Annotated in this window: 14 protein-coding genes; all 14 read right to left on the bottom strand. The window is 42.6% G+C overall.

Annotated features, from left to right (window positions below; genetic code table 11):
- Positions 1 to 14 precede the first annotated feature (14 nt).
- Positions 15 to 641 (bottom strand): acyltransferase, encoded by a 627-nt coding sequence (locus LCF41_RS22235; protein ID WP_284144948.1) that lies wholly within the window; start codon positions 639 to 641, stop codon positions 15 to 17.
- Positions 638 to 1,417, bottom strand: coding sequence for a glycosyltransferase family 2 protein (locus tag LCF41_RS06865; RefSeq protein ID WP_225087415.1), 780 nt, complete (start codon positions 1,415 to 1,417; stop codon positions 638 to 640). Before LCF41_RS06865 ends, LCF41_RS22235 begins: the two co-directional genes overlap by 4 nt.
- Complete coding sequence (locus LCF41_RS06860; RefSeq protein ID WP_225087414.1) at positions 1,380 to 2,699, bottom strand: MATE family efflux transporter; 1,320 nt, start codon at positions 2,697 to 2,699, stop codon at positions 1,380 to 1,382. The genes LCF41_RS06865 and LCF41_RS06860 overlap by 38 nt, the downstream gene beginning before the upstream one ends.
- A 244-nt stretch (positions 2,700 to 2,943) precedes the next feature.
- Positions 2,944 to 3,999, bottom strand: a complete 1,056-nt coding sequence (locus tag LCF41_RS06855) for an NAD-dependent epimerase/dehydratase family protein (RefSeq protein WP_225087413.1) — start codon at positions 3,997 to 3,999, stop codon at positions 2,944 to 2,946.
- A 2-nt stretch (positions 4,000 to 4,001) separates the two neighbouring features.
- The gene (gene dmpG, locus LCF41_RS06850) at positions 4,002 to 5,033 is read right to left on the bottom strand and encodes a 4-hydroxy-2-oxovalerate aldolase (RefSeq protein WP_225087412.1); all 1,032 of its coding nucleotides are present in this window, start codon (positions 5,031 to 5,033) and stop codon (positions 4,002 to 4,004) included.
- Positions 5,034 to 5,037: 4 nt separating this feature from the next.
- Complete coding sequence (locus LCF41_RS06845) at positions 5,038 to 5,928, bottom strand: acetaldehyde dehydrogenase (acetylating) (RefSeq protein ID WP_225087411.1); 891 nt, start codon at positions 5,926 to 5,928, stop codon at positions 5,038 to 5,040.
- A 27-nt stretch (positions 5,929 to 5,955) separates the two neighbouring features.
- Positions 5,956 to 6,891 carry an NAD-dependent epimerase/dehydratase family protein gene (locus LCF41_RS06840; RefSeq protein WP_225087410.1) on the bottom strand — a complete coding sequence of 312 codons (936 nt, stop codon included), beginning with the start codon at positions 6,889 to 6,891 and terminating at the stop codon, positions 5,956 to 5,958.
- Between the two features lie 5 nt (positions 6,892 to 6,896).
- On the bottom strand, positions 6,897 to 8,696 hold the full coding sequence (locus tag LCF41_RS06835; RefSeq protein ID WP_225087409.1) for a thiamine pyrophosphate-binding protein: 1,800 nt from the start codon (positions 8,694 to 8,696) through the stop codon (positions 6,897 to 6,899).
- 19 nt (positions 8,697 to 8,715) lie between these two features.
- Entirely contained in the window at positions 8,716 to 9,489 is a 774-nt protein-coding gene (locus LCF41_RS06830; protein WP_225087408.1) for an HpcH/HpaI aldolase family protein, read from the bottom strand.
- A 194-nt stretch (positions 9,490 to 9,683) separates the two neighbouring features.
- Positions 9,684 to 10,997, bottom strand: coding sequence for a lipopolysaccharide biosynthesis protein RfbH (rfbH, locus tag LCF41_RS06825; protein ID WP_181848260.1), 1,314 nt, complete (start codon positions 10,995 to 10,997; stop codon positions 9,684 to 9,686).
- Positions 10,997 to 12,088, bottom strand: a complete 1,092-nt coding sequence (gene rfbG / locus LCF41_RS06820) for a CDP-glucose 4,6-dehydratase (RefSeq protein WP_225087407.1) — start codon at positions 12,086 to 12,088, stop codon at positions 10,997 to 10,999. The genes rfbH and rfbG overlap by 1 nt, the downstream gene beginning before the upstream one ends.
- Positions 12,089 to 12,093: 5 nt before the next feature.
- Positions 12,094 to 12,867, bottom strand: a complete 774-nt coding sequence (gene rfbF / locus LCF41_RS06815) for a glucose-1-phosphate cytidylyltransferase (RefSeq protein ID WP_225087406.1) — start codon at positions 12,865 to 12,867, stop codon at positions 12,094 to 12,096.
- A 94-nt stretch (positions 12,868 to 12,961) separates the two neighbouring features.
- Complete coding sequence (locus LCF41_RS06810) at positions 12,962 to 13,921, bottom strand: CDP-6-deoxy-delta-3,4-glucoseen reductase (RefSeq protein WP_225087405.1); 960 nt, start codon at positions 13,919 to 13,921, stop codon at positions 12,962 to 12,964.
- A gap of 124 nt (positions 13,922 to 14,045) precedes the next feature.
- Positions 14,046 to 15,479 (bottom strand): undecaprenyl-phosphate galactose phosphotransferase WbaP, encoded by a 1,434-nt coding sequence (gene wbaP / locus LCF41_RS06805; RefSeq protein WP_225087404.1) that lies wholly within the window; start codon positions 15,477 to 15,479, stop codon positions 14,046 to 14,048.
- Between the last annotated feature and the right edge of the window lie 109 nt (positions 15,480 to 15,588).

Below are 15,588 nucleotides of genomic sequence, written 5' to 3'. Positions count from 1 at the left end.
TAATCTTATAAAAATCAACTATTGATATTTTTAAAAAACAATTCCCTGTTTTTTATTTTCTTGCAGGGCACTCCGGCATTGATCGTAAATGCATCGATATTTTTCGTCACCACCGAGCCAGCAGCAATGACTGCGCCATCACCAATCGTGACACCCGGCAAAATAACAGCTCCGGCACCAATCCACACATCATTCCCAATGGTGATCTCATTCTTGTTATCATCCCAGCTTTCATCAATCATCAATTTTTCAGTATTGACAATATGGTTGGATGCAACCACGCTCACAAATTGGGCGATCATACAGTTTTCGCCAATTCTAATTGTTCCGCCAGATGCTCTTATATTTGAGTACTCATTAATTGTAGTCCCTTTTCCGATAAACAGCTGAGAGAAAACATTATCCCTTGCTTTCTCATTAGTACAGATAACAACAACGCCATGAGAAATTCTTACGCCGTCATTCAGTGTTATACATCCTCTGTCATCACTTCGAATAATAGCGGTTTTATCAATATAGATGCCGTTCGCCCTGCATTGGGCTCTTCGGAGATAAGATTTCAGCGTTTTTAATGCATCCGAAATCAAAAGTGCTAAAAAATAAAAAACAGTTTTGATTGGGTAGCTATTTTTTAATTTCATAATAACCTTGACTTGATATCCCTCAAGTGTATTTTTATTTTCGTTAAGAAGTTTCCACCATACTCCTCCGAAAATCGAATCGACTCTCTCTTTTTCAAATTTTTTATTTTCGAAACATGCCCTGAGTCAGTATTATCATGTCTTCTGTAAAAGAAACCATTAGTACCAGTATTGATGAAAGGTCGATTCGCTAGCAAGTCGCAGTAGAATTTCAAATCCGACAGCCATTTATATTCAGGGCTGAATCGGATATCCCCAATGCAACTAACTCGAAGTAATCCGTTAGATGGCCCGCCAATATAGTTTGCAGACTGAGAAGCACACTTTTTAATAACCGAATTGCCATCCACATCACTGCCTAAAAATGCGTGCTCTTTTACTTTCATCAATTTGTCATCGGTAACGATCATATTACATGTAGCAAACGATCCTCTCGGCTCAGACTCTAACGAATCAAACTGTTCCTGTATGATATTCGGTAATAACACATCATCGGACGATAGCACTTTCAGGTAATCATATTTATTATCGATAGCATACTCAATACAACGATTATGATTCATCGTCGGACCAACATTACTATCGCTTTTCTTTAATACAACTCTAGGGTTGTCCAGGAAATTTTTTTCGATTACTTCGACCGAGTCATCAGTTGACGCATTATCAAAAACAACAACATCAACCCCTGAGTAAGACTGTTTCAATACTGACTCTATCGTCTCAATAATATAGGCCGCATTATTGTAATTTGGTATGCCCACTAATATCTTTTTCATCTTTGTTTTCATCCAATGATTTTATATATTTTATGCATTTTATTGGTAGCAACCAAACCGCAATTGCCAGATATGAAACCAATAAACCTATCGTGATTCCATACAGACCAATGTTTTCAGCCAGCACCCATTGGAATGACGCACTGATTGCAGCCTGAATAGGGGTAAGTATCAAGAAGAGGCGAACTAAATTAACACTTTGCAAGATGGTTGAAAACAATGCAGTCCATATTAAAACCAGTTGGTAAGCTCCATTTAATAGAATGAAAGAGTTGGGTATTGTAATAACCTTTCCACTTCCCGACGTAAATATACTCACTACGATGTCTTTGGTAAGAATAAAGACGAGAGTAAAAACCACCACACCTAGCAAACTGAAAAAAACATATTTCTTAAGTATTCCTAGTATCTTCTCTGCATCTTTCTTTACGGAGAGCTCGGTAAAAGTTGGCCACGTTGCTGCAAGCACCGATGAATATAAAAAGTACCCAAATCCGAATATTCGCGTTGTCAGCGTATAGATAACGATATCTTCAGCAGAAAGAAATCGGGACATAATAATGTAATCTACCTGTAGCGTTAGCGCCACCATGATAGATAACACCCAGAATTTACTGCCTCTGACAACTAAAGATAGCTCAATTCGGGGAAGAGAAATACAGGGAACGGTTTTCTTCAGCAAGGCAAACAAAGCAATTAGCGCAGTTGGAGAATAAAATAACATTATCCCACCAAGAGATTTGTTCTCCATGCGGTCAATGAATAAATAAAGAAGTAAAAAACCTATTATTGCACCAATCGCTGGTAGTATGTTTGAGATATATCCTTTATTTTCAGCATACCAAATTTTGTAACATACATTACCAATCCCTGTCGTAACAAAAATTAGCCCTGTAACAAAAATCATATCGGCTTTAACATCAATGCTGACGTTACTAAAAGGTAACAATACGGATGCTATTTTAGTTGAAAATAAATATAAGACTGCGACTAAAAAAATGTACCACGGTATAACAAAGTACATTGCCTTAGATATAAGATCCTGATACTTCTCCTTGTTAGCCAATCGCTCGGAAATATAATTTTGCAGAGCAATTGCAATCCCAAAGTCCATTAATATAAACCAGCCACCAATACTAACTAAAAGTGAGTAAACAGCAAACTCATCCAAGCTAGAATGCTTAAGTAATATTCTTATACTTATTAACTGCGCGGCAATTATTATTATACGAGAAAGCCATGAAAATATGGTTGTTATGAGAATTGACTTCGCATTTATCATCTTGCTCTTCTTCTATTTCATTCCTGCCTGGCAACAGTTTCCAGGCAGGATTTTCTTAAAAAATCACAACAAAAAACCTCAATATAAAATCGAGGAAACCGAATCGATGCAAAAGTCAGCATCTCAATTTAGTCGTCAATGACGATATATAAAATGATATAGAAATAAGACATCAGAAATAAATATCTGTGACAGATAGCATGCAATTACACACCCGTAAGAAACGTAAGGTTTCTCATCTCCACTATTTAGCAGAAGATTTGTGCCACGCGTACATTTTTCGAAGAATGCCTAAGCTATCTACAGTTTCTGTAACCTTAAGTCGCTGTGATACACGTTGCGTATTAGGGTATAAATCATCAACTTTATTCTTTTTAGCAGGGTTGGTATTAATCTCGACATTGAGTTCTTTCCCAAGAAGATCGCCAATCATCTTAACAAGCTCAATATGGCTCATTGAATGGGCGCTCCCCAGATTATAAACTTCACCATCTCCTCCTTTTGCCAAAGCAGTCAGTGTCCACCAGGCTGCATCACTACCGTATAAATAACTTCTGCGGACATTACCGTCGCCATGGATGCGAACTGTCGAACCATTGAGCGCATCCCTCATAAAGTTATTAATCGCCCACGGCAGATCAAGCTCATGATAAGGACCAGCCAACGTAAATGGTCGAACGGTAGAAATAGGCAGACGATGCTGATTGCGGTAGATAGCCGCTACGGTTTCAGAGGCACGCTTGGCTTCGGCATACACACCGTGCAATTCACCGGCACGCTGTATAAATGTATCATCCTCTGCTGTTGATCCAGGACGATCGGGTTGGCCATTTACCAGACATGAACTGACATTAACCATCCGAATAAGCGAACCAAGTTTGGTCGCCGCTTCCAGACAGTTTGCAGTCCCAGTGACCGTCGTTTCATAAACTCTCAGGGGATCTGATGAATGAACGCGCGTATTGGGAATACCTGCGGCATGAATAATAAAATTCGTTGCTTTTGCAAACTCAAAAGGCGATCTGACATCCTGAGTATAAATGTTGATATCCGATCTTGAAGCCAAATGCGGTAATCGTCTCGGCCACTCCTGAACTCGGGTAGCATAGATGTCTAACGTAATGCCCGCATTATATTCATCGTTCAGTGCCGATATCATTTCAGCAATCCAGGTACCGAGGAATCCAGTTCCTCCGGTCATGCTGATATGCTTTCCAGCTAGTACCTTTCTTACGTCCTCAGCCTCAGCACAGGCCAGCAAGCAATCTGAACGACATTCTGACAATGATGATGTTTTCATTATTATTGTCCCTTTTTAACGGAGTTTTCATTACGCTTGGCAAGATCTTGTGCAACTTCGTAAATCAAGCTTTCCTGGCCAGCAACCGCTTTACGCTCACCCAGCCCAAAAAAGATATCTCTGGGATCAACATTATAATCTTTTGCCGCTTTTGCCACTGGCTTGGCGAATCCTGAAAATACCCCGGCAAGGCCACTTACAATCGATAAAGGCGATATTGACGGTGCGACAGGATTAAACCCTTTTTCAGCGATATCTGCTGCATCCAGAATTTTATAGAGATCGATCCCTGTTTCGTAACCCAAACGTTCAAACACAGCCACCAATACTTCTAACTGGGTATTTCCTGCGCCGGCACCAAATCCACGAATAGTGCCGTCAATAATGGTTGCGCCTTCTTGCACCGCCACCACTGAGTTAATAACTGACATACCCAGATTATTATGACCGTGAAAACCGACAGGTACAGTTAGCCCATTAACCAGAGTCGAAATACGCTCTTTCACATCATCTGGGAAATATGCCCCTGCAGAATCCATGATAACAATCGCTTCCGCACCATAGGACTCCATTTTTCTGGCTTCTTCTAAAAGAACCGCAGGAGAAGTCATATGACTCATCATCAAAATCCCCCACGCCTCTTTGCCCGAATTCCTGACAAAATGAATATGGCGATCGGTGATATCAGCTTCGGTACAATGCGATGCAACGCGGAATAAATCTACGCCAAGATCCAGCGCACGGGTCAGATCTTTCTTGATAGTACAAAAGCCAGGAATCAAGTGAATGGCCATGCGAGATTTATGCAAGTGCTCACGCGAGATGGTAAAAATATCTTCATCGCTCAGCAAGCATTCGCCAACAAGCATTGACGATGCACCCAGACCATTACCGTGGCCGACTTCCACGACGGGGACATTAGCGGCCTCAGCGGCCTGACAATAGGCTGCAAAGCTTTCACGCGTCAGTTGATGTCTTACAGCATGATTACCATCACGGAGAGTTGGATCACATAATAGAATTTTCTTCGCCATCGTCTTATTTCCCATATCTCAATGAAGAAATCATTTCCGTTACAGCAATCGCCGCACAATTAATAATATCAAGGTTGCCAGCGTATTGTGGCAGGTAGTCGCCATTGCCCATGACTTTGACCGTGGTGATAACACGGTTGCCATCAAGCGTTGGCGGCAGCACCAGTTGATATCCAGGTACGTAGCGTTTTAGTCGTTCAACCATTTCTCTTACCGATGCATCGATTGCAGCAATATTTGGACGATCTATCTTGGCGTAAATCGTCGTCTGCATATCAATAGGCGGTACCGCAGGATTTAATATCAGAATGGCTTTCGCTCGTTGAGCCCCAGTGAACTGCTTAAGCGCTTTCTCTGTAGTATCAATATACTCATCCAGATTTGCGCGTGTTGCTGGTCCTGCACTCCGTGATGCAATGCTTGATGCCACTTCGATATATTCAAACTCAGGGTGAACAGAAGAAATCGCATTCGCAATTGGAATCGAGGATTGTCCGCCGCAGGTGACCATATTGATATTTCGGTTACCTGACGCCAATATCTCTTCAGCATTAATCGCTGGAATGCAGAAACCACCAACTTTGGCAGGCGTCATATCAATAACGGTTTTATCAAGCTGTTCCAGTTCGCGCCAGTGCTCAATATGCGCCTGAGCAGACGTTGCATCAAAAACGACATCACAAATTGAAGGGTCGTCCAGAATGGCTTGAATACCGCGATCTGAAATGTGTACTCCCAGCTCATTGGCCCGTTTCATGCCAGCAGAATTAAAGTTTCTTCCAGCAAAAATGGTGCACGTAAGCGATTCAGAACGCATGGTTTTGATTAGCAAATCAGTACCAATGTTACCGCTACCAATAATGCCAACACGTACTTTCTTAGTTAGATTTGTCATCTATTAGTCTCTACTGAATTTTTCTCTCTAGACTGTTTTTTGGAGGCCAAGAATAGCGTTGGTCTCCTCAATGATAGTTTCAAGAGATGAATACTCTGGCAGATAGCCGAGCTCGGCAGCTCTTTTGTTCTTTGAGTAATAGTAGGGTTTAACACCCGTCGCATTAATGGACGTATTCGATTCCTGAACACGATAGGATAAACCGAACGTCTTTTTCATTTCGTCAAGTAATGTGATTTTATCCACTGGTTGGCGACTATAACAATCCAGAGAAATATTCATCGGTGGTGCTTTTAATACACTTTCAACCAACTGATAGAAATCCTTCGGATGCATAAAATCGCGATAAATCATATCAGACGAGGTAATCAACTCTGTACCGGCTTGAATCGCTCTGACAATATCCGTAATGAAAAAGCGCGCTTCCAAATCTTGAGTCCGACTAAATACATTGAAGACGCGTAAATCAACGATGGCATACTCTTTCAACGACCGGTGTCTGCATTCAGCATGTAGTTTTGCGACTGAATAATATTCTTGTGGAAGCAGATTATTAATATTAATCGTTGATGGTGTGTTGACGTCCGCAGGTTCTAAAAATGACGAACCGTAGGCCGCACCACTGGATAAGAATAGATAGCGACGCTCGGGATGTTTTTTTAGCCCATTAAGCACTAACTCATCATAGTGCAGCGTAATATCGAAGATGTTTCCCCCCATAGCAGCAGCTTTAGAGGGGTCGCCAATACCCACGAAGTTAATGACCACATCATGATCAATATTTGGATATTCTTCGTATTGATTCACGCTACAGCGTGACGTTATGCCATTTTCAACAAGCCACGACAGTGTTTGCTGAGGTGTTCGGCCAAAAAGAATCAAATCGTGCTGGCTGTAAGCATAGATAGAACGAATAAGATCTTTCGCTATTTGGCTGGTACACCCGAGAATCGCAATGTGCATGGTAATTAATCCTCAGAAATAGCCGCTGACATTTCCTTCGCAATAACATCGTCAGGTAAAGCAGGCTGCATCTCATGAATAGGCGTTGACACCATTCTGCCGTCAGGCAAACGCTTAGACGCTACGGTAGGAATAATACGCTGATTCTTCATTGTGATAACTTCAACAAGCACTGGCCCGTCCATCTCCAATGCTTCTCTGATCGTATGGCGTATTTCTTCATCCGTTTTGCAGCAGAGGTAAGGAAGCTCATAGCTCTTCGCCAAAGACTCCATCGCCGGAATAAAGACACCTGATTCATAATCGGCACCGACGATTAATCCCTGGAAGAATTCACGGTGCGTATTACGCATAGAGACATAGCCAGAATTGTTAATCACGAACAATTTGACGTTACGCTGCTCCATTCGCATAGTGGCGAGCTCATGTACGTTTGTCATCAGCGAACCATCGCCAGTGACGCACACAATCGGACGGTTGCGGTCAAACAGCGAGCATCCATTTGCTGCTGGAAGCGCATAACCCATGGCCCCCAGTGAACCAGAGGAAATAAAGCGCTGCCCGTCTTTTAAACGAATCGCCTGCCCCGCCACATAAAAGGCCGATCCTGCATCTGAGACAACGCAAGCATTATCAGGCAGAAGCTGCGATAGTATTTCTGCAAAATCATAGAAATTCGCACCGTCCTCCTCATGCTGATGCGGCTCCGCATGCACAGGATAACGTGTTTTCCAGCTATGGCAGCATGCACGCCATTTCTCAGAAGCGTGTGGCGTAATAAAAGGTTTGATGCACTCAATAAATTCGGCTACGCCTGCCCTGACTTTCAGATTGACATTGATCTGCTCTCTTTCCAGCACGGCATCATCAAGATCAATTTGTATTTTCGTCGCCGTAGGGGCAAATAGCTTGTTTTCCCAGCCTGTCGTTTGACCGTGTAAACTCGTGCCAAGCGATAAAATAACATCAGCAGTCTGGACGGCAAAGTTACCGGCCCTGTCGCCTTTGGGACCCGAATGGCCAACAAATAGCGGATGCTCATAATACATAGCATCCTTACCCAGTTGGGTTGTCACAACAGGAATTTGCCATTCCTCAATGAGTTTTCTAAATGCTTCAGATGCGTTCGCCACCCGCACGCCTACACCCGCTAATATAACCGGACGTTTGGCTCCCGAAACAGCCGTAATAATCTGCTGAATCTCATTTTCCGTCGGTGCTAACGCAGCAGCAGGTTCCTCGTCGACAAACCCTTGTAACGTTTCAGGATCGATCAGCGCTCCCTGTATATCCAGCGGAATATCAAGCAAAACAGGCCCAGGTCGGCCCGAGGTCGCTTCGTGTATTGCTTTTTCGAGATGATATTTAATCGTGCTCGCATCAGTCAGCATATGGCTATATTTAGTCACGCTCTCCATGATGGGCACGGTATTCACTTCAAATGTACCAAATTGGCGCAATCCTTTTATGCCAGACAGCGCAATTGTTTGTGTACTTTTACTTTGGCCAGTAATAAATAATGCAGGGGAACTATCTTGCCATGCCCCGACAACACCAGTAAGAATGTTGGTTGCACCCGGCCCGGCGGTTGCGTAGCAGACCCCTAATTTACCGGAAAGACGGGCGTAGGCATCAGCAGCAATAGCAGACGCCTGCTCATGATGGCTACAAACATAGCGAATACCTTCACATCGAGCCAAGGCATCGACCATATGCATCATGCCCCCGCCATTCAGTAAAAATACTGTGTCAACACCGATATTACGGAGATGTTGAACAATAAAATCTGCCACTCGCATTTTCATGATGTCCTCTTATATATTTTTATATTGAATGCTTGAAGGTGTCTACGGCCGCAGACATTGCTTGTCTGATTAATGATGTATCGACGCCATATACGAGTACATTTGCACCTAAATTAAGTGCAGAAGTAATTTCGCTTTCATTCCGAACCATCACACCAGCCGCTTTCCCTGAATTTCGAATAGTTTTAACTGTGTCATCCACTATTTTAACCAGTTCAGGGTGAAGTGTGTTACCGTTATACCCAAGAGAAATTGAAAGGTCATAAACGCCGACATAGATCATGTCAAGATCGTCAATAGCGCAGATTTCATTAATTTCTTTAAGAGAAACCGCATTTTCAACAATAATTGAAGTAAGGCCAAACGAATTGGCTAATTTACCATTTTGATTGCTAGACGCATTCGCATAGCCACCTGCACGCGTGAACGGGTTATAACCTCTCGTTCCATCAGGCGAGAATTTGGCCATTTCAACCGCCATTCGAGCTTGTTGCTCACCTAATACCTGAGGAACAATTATTCCGTGGCTTCCCAGATCCAGTGCCCATTGTACTGCGGAGGCGTTCATGCCAGGCACGCGGACGATCGGAGAAGCACCTGCAGCCTCAGTAGCCCGAATACAAGCTTCCAGTGCTTCTACGCCATAAATACCATGTTCCATATCCAGTATTAAAAAATCGATACCTGAACTTGATAAAATTTCAACGACGGTAGGAGATGATACAATAGACCAGATCCCCATAACGGGCTGACCTGCGGCAAGCTTTTGCTTTATTGGGTTAAGCTGTTTCATCGTATTTATATTTTCAGTAAGAGTAGTATTTTAATACTATAGAGCGGCTGGGCTGTAGCTATATAGGATTATAACTTATTAGTAAGATAGCCATCATGCACAATTACATTACGATTTAAAAAATGCTTTTTAGATGAATCTATTTAATAGGCGGATAGCTATATACAAGACGATCCGCCTATTATTTATTTCAATTAAAAATTCAACCCAAAGAATTCTTCAAATTTTCCGATCACAAAATCCAGATGCTCAGTATCTAATCCCGGATAAATACCGATCCAGAAAGTCTGGTTCATGATACGGTCAGTATTGGTTAACTCACCGACAACACGATATTTCACTCCTTCAAAGTAAGGCTGGCGAGTCAGGTTACCTGCAAATAATAAACGAGTACCAATTTTGGCATCGTCCAGGAATTTGATCAGATCAACACGACTAATCCCGCTTTCTTCTTTAAGGGTAATCGGGAAACCGAACCATGATGGCTCAGCATTCGGTGTAGCTTCAGGCAGCTCGATGAACTCTTCACATGATGCGAGACCCGCTTTCAGATAGTCGAAGTTAGCATTACGTTTCGCTACAAAATCAGGCAGACGATCCATTTGCGCCAGGCCACATGCCGCTTGCATGTCCGAAATTTTGAGATTGTACCCAACATGTGAATAGGTATATTTATGGTCATAGCCAAAAGGCAGAGAACCCAATTTCTGGCCGAATCGATTTCCACAGGTGTTATCACAGCCCGGTTCACAATAACAATCACGTCCCCAGTCGCGGAAAGATTCAGTGATCGTTTTCAATTCGGATGAATTAGTAAAGACAGCACCGCCTTCACCCATCGTAATATGGTGCGCAGGGTAGAAACTGACGGTAGCAATGTCACCAAATGTACCAACGATCTGACCGTTGTATTTGGCGCCCAGCGCATCGCAGCAGTCTTCAATCAGCCAGAGATTGTATTTATCAGCGATTCTCTTAACTTCTGATAAATCAAACACATTACCCAAAGTATGCGCGATCATAATCGCACGGGTTTTATCACTGATTGCCGCTTCAATTTTGCTGGGGTCGATATTGTAAGTAGGAATATGAACATCAACAAAAACAGGAATCAAGCCATACTGAATCGATGGGTTAACCGTGGTTGGAAACCCGGCAGCAACAGTAATCACTTCATCGCCTGCCTTTAACGCACGATCGCCCAGTTTAGGGGAAGTCAGCGTAGCCAGAGCCAGAAGGTTAGCAGCAGAACCAGATACTGTCGTCAGAACGTGTTTTACACCAAGGAATTCACCCAAACGGCGTTCAAATTCACGGTTAAAACGCCCTGTTGTCAGCCAGCCATCCAGACAAGCATCGACCATCATTTTGATTTCTGGAGCACCGATCACTTTGCCCGCAGGAGGGATGACACTCTCACCGGCCAAAAATACTTTGGAGGCAAAAGCCTGGTTAGCGTATTGCTCAACCAGTTTAGCGATGTCTTCTCTTAGGTTTTGGGTGCTCATCAATAGTGACCTTTATCATTTTGAGTTTTCATATAATCATGTATTTCATTTAGCGTAGTCTGACGCATATCCGCACCGGCTAACCAGGCTTTATGCCAGGCAACAATACGGTTTAGCGTCTCTTTAAGCCGCCATACTGGTGCCCAATTCAAGCGCATTTTAGCCTTGGAACAATCCAGTTTCAGGTAATGTGCCTCGTGGGGATGTTCACCATCATCCAAAATCCAGGATGCATCGTCACCCCACGCGCCAACCATCTTCTCAACAATCCATTGAACAGGTTGAGCATCTTCATCTAGCGGCCCAAAGTTCCAGCCTTCCGCATACGCCGTACCGTTTAGATAAAGCGCCTGCGCAATGCAGAGATAACCAGACAGCGGCTCAAGCACATGCTGCCAAGGGCGGATAGCGTGCGGACTGCGAATCAAGACGGGACGTTGCTCTTCAAATGCCTTAAGAATATCGGGAATAAGACGATCAAGTGCCCAATCACCACCGCCGATCACATTACCCGCTCTGACCGAAGCCAGCGCACAGCCATGTTCCTGATATTTATCAGCGTTAAAGTATGACTGTCGATATGCTGCAGCGACCAATTCAGCACAGCCTTTGCTGTTACTGTAAGGGTCATAGCCACCCATGGGTTCGTTCTCACGATATCCCCAAACCCATTCTTTGTTTTCGTAGCACTTATCGCTGGTAATATTGACTACGGCTTTAACGCCACCGATTTTACGCACCGCTTCCAGCAAATGCACAGTACCCATGACATTCGTCGCGTAAGTATCAACAGGAATATCGTACGAAAGCCTGACAAGCGGCTGCGCCGCCATGTGGAAAACAATTTCAGGGCCAAACGCTCTGATACTGTCTTCCATTTTCTGGTAATCACGGATATCCCCAATTTCGCTGGACATCCCTTCTTCAACACAGGCAGATTGATAAATAGAAGGGGTCGTCGGTGCCTCCAACGCGTACCCTTTTACCTCTGCACCCATGCTCTGCAGCCACAGGCATAACCAACTACCTTTGAAGCCAGTGTGCCCCGTCACGAAGACTTTTTTGCCTTGCCAAAATGCTGAATTTACCACGCTGTCTACTCCCATTTTTTCCAAGGAGCCTCATCATTTTGCCAAAGTTCATCAAGAAGCATTTTGTCTCTCAACGTATCCATTGGCTGCCAGAAACCCGTGTACTCATAAGCCATCAACTCACCCTGTGCGGCCAGAGTCATCAGAGGTGATTGTTCCCAAACGCTGCTGTCACCGTCAATGAGGTCCAGCACCTTAGGAGATAAAACAAAGAAACCACCATTAATCAAGGCACCATCGCCTTTTGGTTTCTCTTTAAAACTTTGAACCTGTCCATTGGATAATTCGAGTGCTCCGAAACGACCCGGCGGTAATGTCGCCGTCAATGTAGCAAGCTTACCATGGCGCTTATGGAAGGCGATCGTATCTTGAATATCAACGCCGCATACCCCGTCACCGTAGGTAAAGCAAAAGCACTCATCATCTTTAATATATTCAGAAACGCGGCGCAGGCGGCCTCCAGTCATGGAGTGATCGCCAGTATCGACGAGCGTAACCTTCCAGGGCTCTGCACGTTTTTGAAGCACCGTCATTTCATTATCCTTCATATTGAAGGTGATATCAGACATGTGCAGGAAATAATTCGCAAAATACTCCTTAATAACATATCCCTTATATCCACAGCATATGATGAATTCATTTATGCCATGATAAGAGTACATCTTCATGATATGCCATAAGATAGGTTTCCCACCAATTTCAACCATGGGCTTAGGCTTAGTCACCGTTTCTTCGCTCAGTCTGGTACCTAACCCACCTGCAAGTATCACCGCTTTCATGGAACGCTCCTAGTTGGTTCCTACTCTTTAATTTTTTGTCATCTGCTGATGACAAATAATACATTCAATATATATTTCTTAATCGCTTTATCATTCAACCCGATACAACAAAGGCATCTGAGTAAAAATTAGCTGCAGGAAGTCCATTCTCAATTAATAACGCTTTTGCTGACTCAATCATTGATTGGCTTCCACAAGCATAGACGCTGGCTGTGTTCAAGTCGCTAATATCGGCAACGACAAACTCTTGAACATAACCATATCTTCCATTCCAATCATCTTCAGGCCGAGACAGAACCAGACTGCACTTAACATTAGCATGCTGGCTTTCCCACAGCGCAACGGAAGGGTCATAGAACAATTTACTTTTTCTATTTCCCCAATAAATGTAAATATCCCGTTGAATACCTTTATTAAGTAAATCAGTAACAATCGATTTTATTGGCGCAAATCCTGTTCCCGTTGCCAGGAATATGATTGGTCCTGAGTGTTCATTGTTACGATAGAAAAAAGTGCCCTTTGGTCCTTCAAGCTGCATTAATTGGTTAGCAGATAGATGGCCAAATATTTTACTACTCATGGCACCATTTTCCACTCGCTTTAAATGAAGCTCAATTTTGCTATTGTTTTGTGGAATAGAAGCTATTGAGTAGCTTCTGGCTATACCTTGATACTTCAGATCAAGATATTGCCCAGGCAAGAATGTAAGATTTGCTGTAGGTGGTAAACGAAGCGTAATAATTGCAATATCCTCATGAGGATATTCTATAGAGTCAACCTTACACGGTGCTGTTTTACTTTTAATATTCGCTAGTTCTGGATAATACTCAGCTTCCAGCGTCATATCGCAGTCAGGTTTCACCTGACAAGTCAAAATGGTAGTAAGGACTTCACCCTGCGGACCAAGAATGTGGGCTTCACACGCATTACACGAACCATTTTTACAGCTATGTTCCAGAACAATCCCTTGTTCTATTGCTGAATCTAAAATTGTTTTTTCTGAGCCACATTCGAAAACAACACCAGAAGGCATTAATGTGATTTTATTCGTCATAATGGAAGCCAACTATTATTTACACTTTCGACTAATTTCAATTAGCTGATTTAGTACTGATTACAAAACATGAAACATGCACATTGATATGTTCTGTCCAATGTCGATTTCATTTGATAAATCACTAATACGCGCCATCTCTTTTTAAGACAACATTAATTGTCTTAAATAAAATAGCGATATCATTCCATAGTGACCAATTTTTTACATACCACGCATCAAAGTACACTCGGGTATCATAATCAACATCATTTCTACCGCTGACCTGCCATAATCCGGTCATTCCTGGCTTTGCCATGAGATAATAGTCGACATCACCGGCATAGCGCTCCAACTCTTGCTCAACAATAGGGCGAGGGCCAACCAAGCTCATCTCCCCTTTCAGCACATTGAACAATTGCGGTAACTCATCCAGGCTGGTCTTCCGGATGAAATTACCTACTTTGGTGATTCTGGGATCATTTTTTAACTTAAAATCTTTTTCCCACTCAGCCCTTGCCTCAGGATCGTTGTCGAGTAACTCCTGCAGTACCTCCTGAGAGTTGACAATCATTGAACGAAACTTCAGGCATTTAAATTTCTTTGCATTACGCCCTACGCGTTCGTGCCCATATATAGCTGGGCCACCATCTTTGGAAATCAAGAAAGCCAAAAATAGCAGCAAAGGGGAAGCGACAAAAATAATAGAGATGGATCCCACAATATCAAACGTTCTTTTTACTATTCGTGATGTTCTTTTAGCCAGATTATTGCTGACGCGCAGAATCATGACTTCATGGCTAAAAATGAAAGACATTTCAGTTCCATATAAAGGAACGCCGCGCAGCGTTGGAATGACGGAGACGGAGCGGCACTTCTTCTTGGCTAGTGATTTTAACCAATAATCCCTCAGCTCATAATCTTCTGCGTCAACCGCAACAATGAACTGTGTTTCTTCAGAACAGCACTGTTCCCAAAGTTCCTCTTCCGAAGAGAGAACAGGAATATTAAAGATCTGGCTATCATCGCTTTTCTTAGTTGAAAAAAACGCCACTATGCTAAAACCCAAGATTTCTTCGCTTTGTAAAGCAGCATAGGCATCTCTGGCGTTTTTACCGTTTCCAATGATGACCGTTTGTTTTTTCCAAAGATTCAACTTGTCTAAAATTCGTTTGGTTAACGAACGTCCAAAAGGAACTAAAATCAGCGCAAAAAACCACGTTAGAACCCAAACATATCGGGAAAAATCCCACTTTGAAAACGCAACAAACGCCAAATCCAATATGGAGAAAATAACCAGGGTTCTTAGAACTTCCTTTAACTCGAACCAGAATGGTTTACGATAGGAGTAATGTCTTAATCTGACCCAGAACCAGCTTACACAAATAACAGAGAAAACAACATGCGAAGCAAATCTGGCAAAGAATTCATCCTTTGGGATAAAAGAATATATATTAAAACCAAATAGCTTAATAAAAATAAAAGTGAGCGTTAGGGAAATATTAAAAAAGAAAAAATCTGAAAATGCCAATGAGAACTTTATTATATTTATTTTTCTAAGATTTAAAAATGAATGCATGATTGTTACACACCTTAGCAATTGCTAATGATTCATTAATTAACACGTTTAAAAATCAATAAACACTTTGGCATTTAGACTGCTAATGCTTTAGTTACATTATTTTAGT

The organism is Pectobacterium colocasium, assembly GCF_020181655.1.
GTDB classification, from domain to species: Bacteria; Pseudomonadota; Gammaproteobacteria; order Enterobacterales; family Enterobacteriaceae; genus Pectobacterium; species Pectobacterium colocasium.
This window is presented reverse-complemented; position numbering and strand designations above follow the sequence as displayed.

Coding starts and splice junctions, on each gene's coding strand:
- LCF41_RS22235 (WP_284144948.1), bottom strand. CDS start 641: ATGAAATTAAAAAATAGCTACCCAATCAAAACTGTTTTTTATTTTTTA.
- LCF41_RS06865 (WP_225087415.1), bottom strand. CDS start 1,417: ATGAAAAAGATATTAGTGGGCATACCAAATTACAATAATGCGGCCTAT.
- LCF41_RS06860 (WP_225087414.1), bottom strand. CDS start 2,699: ATGATAAATGCGAAGTCAATTCTCATAACAACCATATTTTCATGGCTT.
- LCF41_RS06855 (WP_225087413.1), bottom strand. CDS start 3,999: ATGAAAACATCATCATTGTCAGAATGTCGTTCAGATTGCTTGCTGGCC.
- dmpG (WP_225087412.1), bottom strand. CDS start 5,033: ATGGCGAAGAAAATTCTATTATGTGATCCAACTCTCCGTGATGGTAAT.
- LCF41_RS06845 (WP_225087411.1), bottom strand. CDS start 5,928: ATGACAAATCTAACTAAGAAAGTACGTGTTGGCATTATTGGTAGCGGT.
- LCF41_RS06840 (WP_225087410.1), bottom strand. CDS start 6,891: ATGCACATTGCGATTCTCGGGTGTACCAGCCAAATAGCGAAAGATCTT.
- LCF41_RS06835 (WP_225087409.1), bottom strand. CDS start 8,696: ATGAAAATGCGAGTGGCAGATTTTATTGTTCAACATCTCCGTAATATC.
- LCF41_RS06830 (WP_225087408.1), bottom strand. CDS start 9,489: ATGAAACAGCTTAACCCAATAAAGCAAAAGCTTGCCGCAGGTCAGCCC.
- rfbH (WP_181848260.1), bottom strand. CDS start 10,997: ATGAGCACCCAAAACCTAAGAGAAGACATCGCTAAACTGGTTGAGCAA.
- rfbF (WP_225087406.1), bottom strand. CDS start 12,867: ATGAAAGCGGTGATACTTGCAGGTGGGTTAGGTACCAGACTGAGCGAA.
- LCF41_RS06810 (WP_225087405.1), bottom strand. CDS start 13,921: ATGACGAATAAAATCACATTAATGCCTTCTGGTGTTGTTTTCGAATGT.
- wbaP (WP_225087404.1), bottom strand. CDS start 15,479: ATGCATTCATTTTTAAATCTTAGAAAAATAAATATAATAAAGTTCTCA.